Origin of the sequence: Microbacterium sp. SORGH_AS_0969 (genome assembly GCF_030818255.1) — a bacterium.
Lineage (GTDB): Bacteria > Actinomycetota > Actinomycetes > Actinomycetales > Microbacteriaceae > Microbacterium.
On the sequence record NZ_JAUTAG010000001.1, the window covers coordinates 2,007,330 to 2,019,972 of the forward strand.

General features: G+C 71.0%; 11 protein-coding genes. 5 read left to right on the forward strand and 6 right to left on the reverse strand.

Going from position 1 to position 12,643, the window contains the following annotated elements:
- Positions 1 to 230: 230 nt before the first annotated feature.
- Positions 231 to 1,457, reverse strand: a complete 1,227-nt coding sequence (locus QE388_RS09255; protein WP_307384926.1) for an HAD-IA family hydrolase — start codon at positions 1,455 to 1,457, stop codon at positions 231 to 233.
- A gap of 83 nt (positions 1,458 to 1,540) precedes the next feature.
- On the opposite strand from QE388_RS09255, the gene QE388_RS09260 reads away from it, so the two are divergent.
- From QE388_RS09260 to QE388_RS09270, 3 genes are all read left to right on the forward strand, one after another.
- Entirely contained in the window at positions 1,541 to 2,911 is a 1,371-nt protein-coding gene (locus tag QE388_RS09260) for an FGGY family carbohydrate kinase (RefSeq protein WP_307384927.1), read from the forward strand.
- A 62-nt stretch (positions 2,912 to 2,973) separates the two neighbouring features.
- On the forward strand, positions 2,974 to 3,861 hold the full coding sequence (locus QE388_RS09265; RefSeq protein WP_307384928.1) for a hypothetical protein: 888 nt from the start codon (positions 2,974 to 2,976) through the stop codon (positions 3,859 to 3,861).
- A gap of 139 nt (positions 3,862 to 4,000) precedes the next feature.
- On the forward strand, positions 4,001 to 4,972 hold the full coding sequence (locus QE388_RS09270; RefSeq protein ID WP_307387102.1) for a LacI family DNA-binding transcriptional regulator: 972 nt from the start codon (positions 4,001 to 4,003) through the stop codon (positions 4,970 to 4,972).
- 326 nt (positions 4,973 to 5,298) lie between these two features.
- On the opposite strand, the gene QE388_RS09275 is transcribed toward QE388_RS09270, so the two are convergent.
- The 5 genes from QE388_RS09275 to QE388_RS09295 form a co-directional block, all read right to left on the reverse strand.
- Entirely contained in the window at positions 5,299 to 6,762 is a 1,464-nt protein-coding gene (locus QE388_RS09275; protein ID WP_307384929.1) for a mannitol dehydrogenase family protein, read from the reverse strand.
- A gap of 354 nt (positions 6,763 to 7,116) precedes the next feature.
- On the reverse strand, positions 7,117 to 8,103 hold the full coding sequence (locus tag QE388_RS09280; protein WP_307387104.1) for an ABC transporter substrate-binding protein: 987 nt from the start codon (positions 8,101 to 8,103) through the stop codon (positions 7,117 to 7,119).
- A gap of 67 nt (positions 8,104 to 8,170) precedes the next feature.
- Positions 8,171 to 9,256: an ABC transporter permease gene (locus QE388_RS09285; RefSeq protein WP_307384930.1), complete on the reverse strand. Its 1,086-nt coding sequence runs from the start codon at positions 9,254 to 9,256 to the stop codon at positions 8,171 to 8,173.
- Positions 9,253 to 10,029 carry an ATP-binding cassette domain-containing protein gene (locus QE388_RS09290; protein WP_058595733.1) on the reverse strand — a complete coding sequence of 259 codons (777 nt, stop codon included), beginning with the start codon at positions 10,027 to 10,029 and terminating at the stop codon, positions 9,253 to 9,255. The genes QE388_RS09285 and QE388_RS09290 overlap by 4 nt, the downstream gene beginning before the upstream one ends.
- Entirely contained in the window at positions 10,026 to 10,724 is a 699-nt protein-coding gene (locus QE388_RS09295) for a nucleoside/nucleotide kinase family protein (protein WP_307384931.1), read from the reverse strand. The genes QE388_RS09290 and QE388_RS09295 overlap by 4 nt, the downstream gene beginning before the upstream one ends.
- Positions 10,725 to 10,961: 237 nt before the next feature.
- Between QE388_RS09295 and QE388_RS09300 the strand changes: the two genes are divergently transcribed.
- Positions 10,962 to 11,690: an SDR family oxidoreductase gene (locus tag QE388_RS09300; protein ID WP_275800412.1), complete on the forward strand. Its 729-nt coding sequence runs from the start codon at positions 10,962 to 10,964 to the stop codon at positions 11,688 to 11,690.
- A 324-nt stretch (positions 11,691 to 12,014) separates the two neighbouring features.
- Positions 12,015 to 12,500, forward strand: coding sequence for a glutathione peroxidase (locus QE388_RS09305; RefSeq protein ID WP_058597352.1), 486 nt, complete (start codon positions 12,015 to 12,017; stop codon positions 12,498 to 12,500).
- The last annotated feature ends 143 nt before the right edge of the window (positions 12,501 to 12,643 follow it).

Genomic DNA, 12,643 nt, shown 5'->3' on the forward strand with positions numbered 1-12,643 from the left:
TCCCCACCGGCGACCGCGTCGGGCGGAACCCCGGGACGCGGGGACTCTCCGCGCGACGGGGGTTGCCGCAGTTCGTCGCTTCGGGGGTGCCGGAGGCGACAGATCGTGGCAATCGGTGGACGGAGGAGGGGTGGATGCCGGGAGTCAGGCCGAGGGCCCGAGTCCTGGCATCCGGGATCGCTCAGTCGGACGACGTGAGAGCCGCGCCGTTCCCGTTGCGCTCGATGTCGTCACACGAGGGGCGGGGCCGGAGCCAGACGCAGCGCCCCGGATGCCGTGACCTCGAGCCGCACGGCATCCAGGCCGTCCACGACGAGGTCGGCGGTCAGCTCCTCATCGGCCGTGGTGCCGGTCAGCGCCAGCACCGCGCACCCCGCGGCCCGTGCTGCGGCGATGCCGGCCGGGGCGTCCTCGACGACGAGGCAGCGTGACGGGTCGACGCCGAGGCGGGCGGCGGCGGTGAGGAACGGCTCCGGGTGCGGCTTGCCGTTGACGACGTCGTCGACCGTGACGAACACCGCGGGCTGCGCGTAGCCGGCCGCAGCGAGGCGAGCCGTCGCGATCGGCACCGACCCCGACGTCACGATTGCTCGACGTTCGGCGGGCACCGAGGCGAAGAACTCCGCGGCGCCGCGGATCGGCCGCAGGCCCACGGCATCCGTCACCTCGAGATCGGTGACGTGCGCGATCGCCTCGGCGTGCCGGTCGGAGGGCAGCAGATGCCCCACGAGCGTGCGCGCGGGCTGTCCGTGATTGGCGTGCAGGGCCTCCATCGACACCTCGAAGTGCTCGGCGAACCGGCGCCAGGAGCGGACGACGGATGCCGTGGAGTCGACCAGTGTCCCGTCGAGGTCGAAGAGCACGGCGTCGAACTCGCGGGTAAAGATGTCTGCGCTCGTGTCGACCGGCCGGCGGAGCCCGAGCGCAGGGAGCACCCGGGCCAGCTGCTGCGCGGTCGAGAGTTCCGCATCCACGGTGATCACCGGGATCGCGGGTGCGACGGGCGCGGTTTCGGGGCGGTGCGCGTCACGGGACGCTCCCCGGGAGGCGCGACGGGATGCCAGCACCGCGGGGTCTCCGTCGACGTGGATGACGTGCGGCTCGGCGGGGGCGAGAGCCGCGCGCAGCGCTTCCCACTCAGCGCCGCCCGCGAGCTCCGCGGTGAAGGGGGCGACGACCACGACGCGGCCGGCCGTGGACAGTGCATCCGCCGCCGTGGCGCGAAGTGCGGCGTAGCGTCCGGCGCGGATCGCGGCGGCGTGCGGCGAGGTGAGCCAGTGGTCGCCGAGCACCCCCGCAGGCAGGGCGTCGAGCAGGGGCGTCGTGACGCTGTCGAGGTCGATCAAGGGCGCCCGGAGCCGCTCGGCGATCGCGCGGCCGAGCGTGCTCTTGCCGCTCCCGGCGGTCCCGGCGACGACGACGGCGAGCGGATCGGGAAGTTGACACGGCGACGGCATACCTCCACGATAGACGTAGCAAGTCACCGGTGTCATGCTCGAAATTCCGGGACTCGAAGAAGTTCCGGAAAGGACGGCCGCGCATGCAAGACACCGGTGACATGGCGACGGGCCCCTCGCGCCTCCACGCGGGCATCGATCTCGGCAGCACGGGCATCAAGATGCTCGTCATCGACGACGCCGGAACCGAGCTCGCCGCCGCCCAGGTGCCCACACCCTGGCGTGTGGGCGAGGGCGGAACCACCGACATCGACGCGGGCGATCTGCTCGCCGCAGTTCGCGCGCTGATCGATCTGGTGGACGCCGAGCTCGCGCCTCTGACCGCCGACCCGCTCACCTCGCTCGCCGTCGCGGGCATGGGCGAGACCGGCATCCTGATCGACGCGGACGGCGTCGCCGCCGGCCCGGGCTTCGCGTGGTTCGACCCGCGCGGGTGGGAGCAGATCGCCGCGTTCCCCGCCGTCGTGCGCGAGGAGTTCGCCGGACGCACGGGATTGCCCCTCGGCGCCCAGGTGAGCGTCGCCAAGCTCGCGTGGCTGCGCGACCAGGGCACGTCGCTCCAGGGTCTGCGTTGGCTCGACCTCCCCGAGTTCGTCGTCGCCGCCCTCGGGGGAGACGTGGCGCTCGAGCTCTCGCTCGCCTCACGCACCGGGCTCATCGACCAGGACTCCGGTGCGGCCTGGCCCGCGATGCTCGACGCGCTGGGGGTCGACGCCGACCTGTTGCCGCCGCTGCGCGGAGGCGGACTGCCCTGGGGCGTGGCATCCGACGCTCTCGGTCCCCGCGTCGCGGGTGCCGCCCTCGCTGTCGCCGGCCACGATCACCTCGTCGCCGCCCAGGCCAACGGAACCCTGGATGCCGACGGCTACCACGTCTCCCTCGGCACCGCCGAGGTCCTTCTGCGCGTGCTCGACGCGCCCCTGGGCTTCGCCGCACGCCAGCGCCTCGCCGACGCGCTCATCAACGAGGTGCGCCACGTCGTGCCGGGCAAGCACGTGCTCGTCGCGGGCGTCAAGACCGGGCTCCTGCTGCGCCGCGCTCTCCACGCCGCCGGGATCAGCGATCGCGCGGGTCGCGACGCCCTCGACGACGCCGTGATGGCCCTTTCCTATGAAGGGGAACTGCCGGCCGGGGCGATCGAGGTCACCGGCGCCCGCAACGACGACGGCGTCCTGCGTCTGACCCTTCACGCCGAGGCGAGCCCCGCCGAGATCTTCGGCGCCGTGCTCCGGCACAGCAACGACGAGATCGCCCAGCTCATCGCCGCCATGGACCGCGAGGTCGCCCCCGCCACGCACTCCACCCTCACCGGCGGCTGGGCGGGCATGGCCAGCGTCCGGCGCGCCCGCGCCGAGGTGCTCCCGAATCCGTCCCTGTCCACCCGCGAGCAGGACGTCGCGTACGGAGCCGCCGACATGGCGCGGCGCCTCGTCTCGGCATCCGTCCCCTCCTGACTTCCCACCCGCCGCGCTCATCCCGACCGGACGCGCGAACAGACCCCCAGAAAAGAGAGATCATGAACGCACTCACCACGCTCGAGCGCCGCGCGCTCCAGTCGATCAGCACCCCCGACGGCCACATGCTCATCGTCGCCGCGGACCAGCGCAACGGCATGAAGGCCGCCATCAAGGACGCTCCGAACGGCTCCGACGCCATCTCGCGCGAAGAACTCGCCGAGGTGAAGGCCGACCTCGTGCGCCACCTCGCCAACCACGCCCCCGCGATCCTGCTCGACCCCGAGGTCGCGCTGCCGCAGATCGTCGACGACGGCGTGCTCGCCCGCGACACCGCCCTCGTCGTCGGTCTCGATGCCTCGGGTGCCGAGACGGTCGAGGGCCTCAAGTACACGCGCTTCGTCCCGGGGGTCACGCCGCACTCGATCCGGGAGCAGGGCGCCGACGTCGCCAAGATGCTCTGGTACACACGGCCCGACAAGCAGGATGCCGACTCCCGCGTCGCGCAGGAGATCCGTGATCTGGTCGCCGCCTGCGAGGCCGAGGGCCTGCTGCTGATCGTCGAACTGCTCACCTACCAGCTCGACGACGAGAGCGACGAGGAGTACAAGGCGAAGTTCGCCGACCTCGTCGTCGACGGTGCCGCGCTCGCGGTGGCGTGCGGAGCGAAGATCCTGAAGCTGCAGTACCCCGGTTCCGCCGAGGCGAGCGCACGCGTGACCGAGGCAGCTCAGGGCGTGCCGTGGGCCGTCCTGTCGGCCGGTGTCGACCACGAGACCTTCATCGAGCAGGTGCGCACGGCCGTCGCCAACGGCGCCTCCGGCGCGATGGCCGGCCGGTCGCTGTGGAAGGACAGCCTCTCGATCGACGCCGACCGTCGCGAGGAGCTCCTCTCGGGCCGTGCCCTGCCGCGTCTGCGCGAGCTCGCCGACGCCGTCGACGGTCGCTGATGACCCCGTCGCCCGCCCCGCATCGTGCGGCCGCTCCGCGGGTGCACGCGGTGCCGGACCGGCTCGATGCCGGGCGGGCGATAGGGTGGCGGGGCCGATCCGCCGCCCGACCCGACCCCGGAGGTGCCCTGTGACGACCATGCGCGACGTCGCCCTGCGCGCCGGGGTCAGCACCAAGACCGTGTCGCGGGTCTTCAACGAAGACCCGCACGTGCTCCCCGACACCCGCGCGCTCGTCGAAGCGGCGATGCGCGACCTCAACTACGTCCCCAACGCGCTCGCCACCACCTTCCGCGCCGGGCGCGCCTCGGTGATCGGCGTGGCCGTCCCCGACGTGGTCGACCCGTTCTTCGCCGCGATCGCGCGCGCCGTCGAGGATCTCGCACGCGACCGCGGGCTCTCGACCCTCGTCACGAGCCTCGGCGACGACCCCGCGGATGAGCGTCCCGCCCTCGAGTCTCTGCTCGGGCGCCAGCTGACCGGTCTCGTGATCGCCCCGGTCGGCACCGACCACTCGTGGCTCGAACGCTGGCGGGGGCACACCCCGATCGTCTTCGTCGACCGCGCTCCCTTCGGGCTGCACACCGACACCTTCACCGAGGACGATGAGGCCGGCGCTCACCTCGCCACGACCCACCTGCTCTCGCACGGGCACCGTCGCATCGCCTACATCGGCGACATGGTGCACCTCTCCACCGAGACCAAGCGCGTCGAGGGGTGGCGCCGCGCGCTGCGCGACGCCGGAGTCGATGTCGACGAGCGCCTCGTCGCCTCGGGTGTCTCGGACCGCGAGTCCGCGGCATCCGCCCTCGAACGACTCCGCGGAATCGACGACCCGCCCACGGCCCTGTTCTCGGCGAACGCGCGCTCGTCGATGGCGCTCGCCCACGTTCTGCGGGGCCGGCCGATGCCCTACGTCGGGTTCGGCGACTTCCCCATGGCCGACACCCTGACGCCGTCCGTGACCGTGATCGACCAGGACCCCCGCCGCATCGGCGCGCTCGCCGCCGAGCGGGTGTTCGCGCGCCTGCAGCCCGAGCCCGGGGTCGACCTCGATGAGGTCACGGTCATCGACGTGTCGCTCGTCGAGCGGGAGTCCTGCGGCCTCTGACGGCGGCTCGTCGTGCGTGGCGGGGCGTCCGCGGTGCCCGAACCGTGCGCTCGGGCCCTCGGGCTTGGCGTCGCCCCGACCCGGGGCGTTCGGATGCCGGGTGTCAGCGCCCTGAGGTGGCGCGACCGGGTGCTGCGCGCCGCCGCCCAGACGAGGGGCGTTCGGATGCCGCGTGGCAGCGCCCTGAGGTGGCCCGACCGGGTGCCGCGCGGCGCCGCCCCGACCAGGGACGCTCGGGTGCCGCGTGGCGTCGCCAGGAGTAGGGCCCGCTCGGGTGCCGCGCGGCGCCGTCCCGACCAGTCGCGCTCCGGCGGGAGGGACGAGCCTCAGGCGCCGATGACCCGAGCGATCGCGCCCCGCGCGCCGTGGGTGGCCAGCGACGTGCGCGCCTCACGATAGGCCTCGCGCAGGCGCGGGTTCTGCCCCAGGTCGCCGAACACGGGCGCGTAGTCGAGCAGCGCCATCGGGTCGTCGGCGACGATGGCGCGCAGGTCGTCGAGGCGGCTGTCGACGGCGGGCGTCTCTTCGCCGGTCTCGGTACGACCCTCGAGGAACACGCTCCACCCCGCGAGCACGAGGGCGGCGTGGTCGATACGTCCGTCACTGTCGAGCTGCGCACGGACGACCGGAAGCAGGAACTTCGGCAGACGGTCGGAGCCGTCGACGACCTGACGCGCGAGCGTGTCGCGGATCGCCTCGCTGCTGAAACGCGCGATGAGCTGATCGCAGTAGGCGTCGAGATCGATGCCCGGCACGGGGCGCAGGGTCGGGATGGCCTCTGCGTGCATGTAGCCCTGCAGGAACGACACGAACAGGTCGTCGGTGCACACCTCGTGCACGTAGTGCGCCCCCGACAGGATGCCGAGGTAGCTCATCGCCTGGTGCGACGCGTTGAGCAGCCGCAGCTTCATGAGCTCGTAGGGCTCCACGTCGTCGACGAGTTGCACGCCGACCTCGTCGAACGGAGGCCGGCCGGCCGGGAACGCGTCTTCGAGCACCCACTGCTCGAACGACTCCGCGCGGACGGGCCAGCGGTCCCGGATGCCGAACTCCTCGGCGATCGCGGCCCGCGTCTCGTCCGTGGTGACCGGGGTGATGCGGTCGACCATCGAGTTGGGGAACGAGACGTTCCGCGCGATCCAGCGTGCGAGTTCGGGGTCGCGGCGCTCGGCGAAGCCGAGAAGCGCCGCACGGGCCACGTGACCATTGCCTTGGATGTTGTCGCACGACATGACCGTGAACGCCGGGATGCCGGCATCCCGCCGTCGGCGCAGCCCCTCGGTCAGCAGGCCCATGACGCTGCGAGGGGGCAGAGCGCCTTCGAGGTCGGCGAGCGTCGCCTCGTCGCGAGGCGCGTAGGTGCCGGTGGCGTCGTCGATGCCGTAGCCGCCCTCGGTGATGGTGAGCGAGACGATCGCCGTGTCGGGGTCGGCGAGCTTGGCGACGACGGCCTCGGGGTCGTCGGGGACGAAGAGGTAGTCGACGATGGAGCCGATGACGCGGCCTGCGGAAGAGCCGTCGGGAGCGGTGGTGACGAGCGTGTAGAGGTCGTCCTGCGCGGAGAGGGCATCACGCATGGCGGCGTCGAAAGAGAGGACCCCGACGCCGCACAGGCCCCAGTCCGTATGGCCCGCCTCGAGCAGGCGGTCGAGGTACATCGCCTCGTGCGCCCGGTGGAACCCGCCGACGCCGAAGTGCACGATGCGCGACCGCACGGCCGAGCGGTCGTACGTCGGGACGGACACGTTCGCCGCGAGAGAGGGGAGGGCGGCGGCGGTGAGGTCGGTCATGCGGGGCTCCGTGTGGGTGGAAGGGGTGGGTCCGGTCCCTTCGACAGGCTCAGGGACCTTGCGTTGCGCGAGCCCGGTGGCTGAGCTCGGTCGTTGCGGGAGCCGGGTGGCTGAGCTTGTCGAAGCCTCCGGGCGGTGGGTCCGGTCCCTTCGACAGGCTCAGGGACCTTCGTTGCGGGAGTCGGGTGGCTGAGCTTGTCGAAGCCTCCGGGCGGTGGGTCCGGTCCCGTTGACGGGCTCAGGGAGCTTGCGTTGCGGGAGTCCGGTGGCTGAGCTTGTCGAAGCCTCCGGGCGGGAGGGGGTGGATGCCGGGACCCTGGGCGTGTGCGTCGGGGTCCCGGCATCCGGGGTTGATCAGCAGCTGGACTTGTAGACCGCGTCCTTGCCGTCGCCGTTGATGTTGTCCTTGGTGAGGATGGTGAATCCGGTCTGGATCTTCTCCTCGGTGGGTTCGCCCTTCAGGGCGGCGATGGCCTGCTTGACGCCGTCTTCGCCGATGGTGGCGGGCTCCTGGGCGACGAGGGCCTGGACGGTGCCGGCTTCGAGGGCCTTGACCTGGGCGGGACCGGCGTCGAACCCGACGATCGTCACGGCGCCCTGCTTGCCGGCCTGCTGGACACCGGTGGCGGAGCCCTCGGCGGCGAAGAGGTTGGCGGCGAAGATGCCGACGATGTCGGGGTCCTTCTGCAGGGCCGCCGTCACGATCTCCGCGGCGGTGGAGGGCTCGTTGTGCGAGTACTGCACCCCGACGGAGGAGAACTTGCTGTCCTTCTTGACGGCGTCTTCGAAGCCCTGCGCGCGGGCGTCGGTGGTGGACACACCCGGGTCGGTGGAGACGACGAGGACCTTCCCGCCGTTCGGGTTGGCCTTCTGGATCGCCTCGAACGCCGCGGCTCCGCCGCCTTCGTTGTCGGAGGAGATCTGCGACACGGCACCGGAGGGGTCTTCCAGGGTCGTGTCGACGAGGACGACCTTGATCCCGGCGGCTTCGGCCGCGGCGATGGGCGCCTGCATGGCGGAGACGTCGGTGGGTGCGATGAGGAGCGCGTCGGGCTTGGACGCGACCACGGCGTCGACGATCGGCTTTTGCAGGGTCGGGTCGAACTTCTCGGGGCCCTGGGTGGTGACGGTGGCGCCTTCGGCCTTGGCTTCGGCTTCGATGCCGCACTGCATGGAGATGTAGAACTCATCCCCGGCGACGCCCTGCACGAACGCGATCTTGTAGCCGTCTGCGCCGGCCGAGGCTCCACCGGAGGAGGCTCCGCCCGAACAGCCCACGAGGGTCAGAGTCGCTGCGATGCCGAAGACCGTCAGTGCGGTCGCCTTGCTGTTCCACTTCATTGTGATCACCGTTTCTTGGTTCGGGTTGTGGGGTGTTGTGTGGGTGGGGAAGGGATGCCGCCGCGGCTCAGCCGCGCCGACCTCCGCTGACGAACTTGCGCCAGAGGCTCTGGGTGTTGCCGCGCATGGCGGCCGAGCGGCGGACCTGGTCGACGTAGACCGCGGCGATCAGCACCGCGCCGACCGCGACCTGCTGCCAGAAGGGCTGGACACCGGTGATGACGAAGCCGTTCTGCAGCACCGCCGGGATGAAGAGGCCCACGACCGTGCCCATGATCGTGCCGACCCCGCCGAAGAGCGAGGTGCCGCCGATCACGACCGCGGCGATGACGTTGAGGTTGGTCTGTGACTGACCGGCGATCGCTGTCGTCGAGAACTGCGAGAGCGACAGGATGCCGCCGAGCCCGGCCAGGGCACCCGAGATCGTGTAGATCTTGATCAGCTGAGCGTCGACCTTGACACCGACGCGACGGGCAGCGATTTCGCTCGAGCCGACGGCCAGCGTGTAGAGGCCGAATCGGGTGAAGTGCAGCACGATCGCGCCGATCACGACGACCACGAGAGCGATGACGCTGATGATCGGGACACTGCCGAACACGTTGCCGTAGCCGATCGAGACGGTGAGCACGGTGGGGACGTCGCGGATGTCGACGCCGCCCGTGAGGATCTGTGCGAGACCCAGCGCCATGCCGAGCGAGCCCAGGGTCACGATGAGCGGCGGGATCTTGGCCTTGGCGATGAGGAACCCGTTCAGCAGTCCCCAGCAGACGCCGCTGAGGATCGCGATGAGGATGCCGACGGTCGCGACGCCCCAGCCCTCTCCGCCCATCGCCCGCATGACGATGGCCGAGACGACGCCGGAGAACACGAGGACCGATCCCACGGACAGGTCGATGCCCGCGGTGATGATCACGTAGGTCATGCCGACGGCGAGGACGGCGAGGATCGAGGCGTTCTGGATGATGAGGCGGAAGTTGGTCCACTGCGCGAACGATTCGGGCGCGATGATGCTGAAGACGATGATGATGGCCAGCAGCACCAGGAGGATCTGGAAGGCCTGCGTGCGCAGGATCCGGCGGACCGGGTTGACCTTCTGGTTGTCGTCGAACGTGCCGATCGCGACGGTCTCGGTGGGGGGAGTCGTGGTGCTCACTTCTGGTCGTCCTTCGTGACGGCGCCGGTCATGAGCCCGACGAGTTCTTCCATGGAGGTGTCTTTCGCGTCGATGTTGGCGACGCGGGTGCCCAGGCGCAGCACCTGGATGCGGTCGGAGACGTCGATCACGTGCGGCATCGAGTGCGAGATGAAGACCACGGCGATGCCCTTGTCACGTACCCGGCGGATGGTCTCGAGCACGTTCTTCGTCTGACGCACGCCGAGCGCGGCGGTCGGCTCGTCGAGGAAGACCACGCGCGAGGCCCAGTGCACCGCGCGGGCGATCGCGATGGCCTGGCGCTGTCCGCCCGACATCTCGCCGACGGGGGAGGTCAGGCTGCGGACCGTGGCACCCAGCTCGTCGAACGCGGCGCGCGAGGCCTTGGCCATGTCCTTGGTCTTCATGAAGCCGAGAGCACCGGCCAGCCCGGGGCGACGGATCTCCCGACCCAGGTACATGTTCTGCACCGGGTCGAGGTGGGGGGCGAGGGCGAGGTCCTGGTAGACGGTCTCGATGCCGAGCGACGACGCGACCTGCGGGTTCGACATGTCGATCGGCTTGCCGTCGAAGAGGATCTCGCCCTCGTCGACCGCGAGGTTTCCCGACAGCGCTTTCACGAGCGTGGACTTGCCCGCGCCGTTGTCGCCGATGAGCGCGGTGACCTCGCCCGGGTAGACCTCGAAATCGACGTTGTTGAGGGCGCGGACGGATCCGAACTGGCGCGACAGGCCCCGCGCCTGCAGCACCGGGGTGGTCGTGGTGGTGCTCATGAGGAAGCTCCTTCGTGATGTCCGACGATCCGGCTGGGAGCGTCGGTGACGGTGATGACGAGATCGGCGCGGTGGCGGCCCCGCTCGACGATGAGGGCGTTGGCTTCGTCGACGTCGCGGACCCAGGCGACAGCCTCTTCCCGGGGGTGGCCGTGCGAGAGGCGGCGCGCCACGAGGCGGTCGCGGCGCGCGTCGGCGTCGACGTCGAGGAACCAGGCCTCGTCGAGACGGGATGCCACGGCATCCCACCCGAGAGCGTCGTGCAGCAGGTAGTTGCCCTCGGTGATGACCAGCGGGACGTCGGCCGGGACGAGGACCGCGGAGCCGATCGACTCCTCGAGGTCGCGGTCGAAGCGCGGGGCGTACACCGCGCGGCCGGCGCGGATGCGATCGAGCAGAGCGATGTAGCCCTCGACGTCGAATGTGTCGGGGGCGCCCTTCCGGTCCCGGCGGCCGAGCCGTACGAGCTCCTCGTTCGCGAGGTGGAAGCCGTCCATGCCGACGAGAACGGCGTCGGCGCCGAGAGCGGCGAGCAACGCGTCGCTGACGGTGGACTTGCCCGCGCCCGGGGTGCCCGTGAGCCCGAGAACGCGACGCTCGCCCGAGTCGACCAGCCGGCGCGCTCGGGTGACGAGATCGTCGAGGCGCAGGGTCGCGGCGGCGGGCGTCGCGGCAGTGGGCGGGGTGTGGGTCACGGCGGTGTGGTCCTTCCGGGCGACGCCGCACGTCGGAGCGCTGCGTCTGTGGAGCGTGTCCGGCGGGGATGGCCGCCGGTCGAACTCCGGTTACGGTAAGCCCACCATGTCACCGGTGTCAACACCCGTGATCAATTCGTCATGACACCGAAGTCATCCGCGTGATTCTGTGGTTATCATGGGCCGCGACGACACCGCCGTCGTCCTTGCCTCCAGGACCCGCGAAAGAGCCCTCCCATGACCGAACTCACCGACCGCACCATCCTCGTCACCGGCGCCGGTGGCGGTATCGGCGGCGCGACCGTGCGCCACCTCGTCGCGGCGGGCGCCACCGTGCTCGCGGCCGGCCGCACGGCCGACAGCGTCGCCGCGATCGCCGCCGAGACCGGCGCCGAGCCCGTCGTGTTCGACCTCGAGTCCGAGGACGAGATCCGCACGGCCATCGAGGGCCGCGACATCTACGGCGTCGTGAACTGCGGTGGGTGGGGCGGCGAGATCGCCACCCCCATGGAGACCGACATCGATGTCTTCGACAAGGTCATGAGCATCAACGCGCGCGGTTCGCTGTTGGTGACCAAGTACGCGTCGCGCGAGATGATCCGCGTCGGCAAGGGCGGCGCGATCGTCAACGTCTCGAGCCAGGCCAGCCTCGTCGCCCTCACCGGGCACATCTCGTACGGCTCGTCGAAAGCCGCGCTCGACAACATCACGCGCGTCTCGGCCCTCGAACTGGGCGGCTACGGCATCCGCGTCAACAGCGTCAACCCGACCGTCGTCATGACGCCGATGTCGGCCTGGTACTGGGGGCGCCCCGACATCGAGGGCCCCTTCCTCGAGGCGATGCCGCTGCACAAGTGGGCGACCGAAGACGACATCGCCGCCCCGATCGTCTTCCTTCTCAGCGACGGCGCCGCCATGATCTCGGGCGTCTCGCTCCCCATCGACGGCGGCTACTCCAGCCGCTGAACGGATGCCACCCCGGCGGCGGCGCGGTGGGCGTCGCCGCCGGGGTGGTGGCATCCCGCGCCTGTCCGCGGGCGACGCGCCCCGGTTGCGGGCGACGCGCCCCGGTTGCGGGCGTCGCGCCCCGGTTGCGGGCGTCGCGCCCCGGTCGTGGGTGTCGGTCAGGCGCGCTCCCGCCCCGCGCAGCACCCACCCCACCCGCATAAACGCGATCCGCGCACAGAAACGCGAGCACAGCGTGTTTCTGTGCGCCGATCGCGTTTATGGGCGGCGAAGTCGTGGCCGCATTCCCACCCCGGGCAAAGCGGGCGGTGCCAGGATCGATGTATGGACCTCTCCGGCATCCCGATCACGACCATCCGCGGCGAGCAGACGACCTTCGGTGGCCTCACCGACGGCAAGGCGGCGCTCGTCGTCAACGTCGCTTCGCGGTGCGGTCTCGCGCCGCAGTACGAGGCGCTCGAGGCGCTGCACAAGAAGTACGCGGACCGCGGGTTCACGGTCATCGGCTTCCCGAGCAACCAGTTCCTGCAGGAGCTGAGCGACGAAGAGAAGATCGCGGAGTACTGCTCGGCGACGTGGGGTGTGACCTTCCCGATGTCGGAGAAGGTCAAGGTCAACGGGCGCCACGCGCACCCGCTCTACCAGGAGCTCACGCAGACCCCGGATGCCGAGGGCAAGAAGGGCCGCATCTCGTGGAACTTCGAGAAGTTCGTCGTCGCGCCCGACGGTCGCGTGACTCGTTTCAGCCCGCGCACGCTGCCGGACGCCCCCGAGGTCATCGCCGCGATCGAGGACGCGCTGCCGAACTGACGCGCTGCGCCACGCGCGCCCCCCGCGCCACCCGCGCCCGCCGCGTCGCGCTGCGCACCCGCGCTGCGCTGCGCCGCGCGACATCGGTGACTGTCCAAGACACGCCGTAACGGGGCGAAGCGTTGCGGCGTGTTCTGGACACT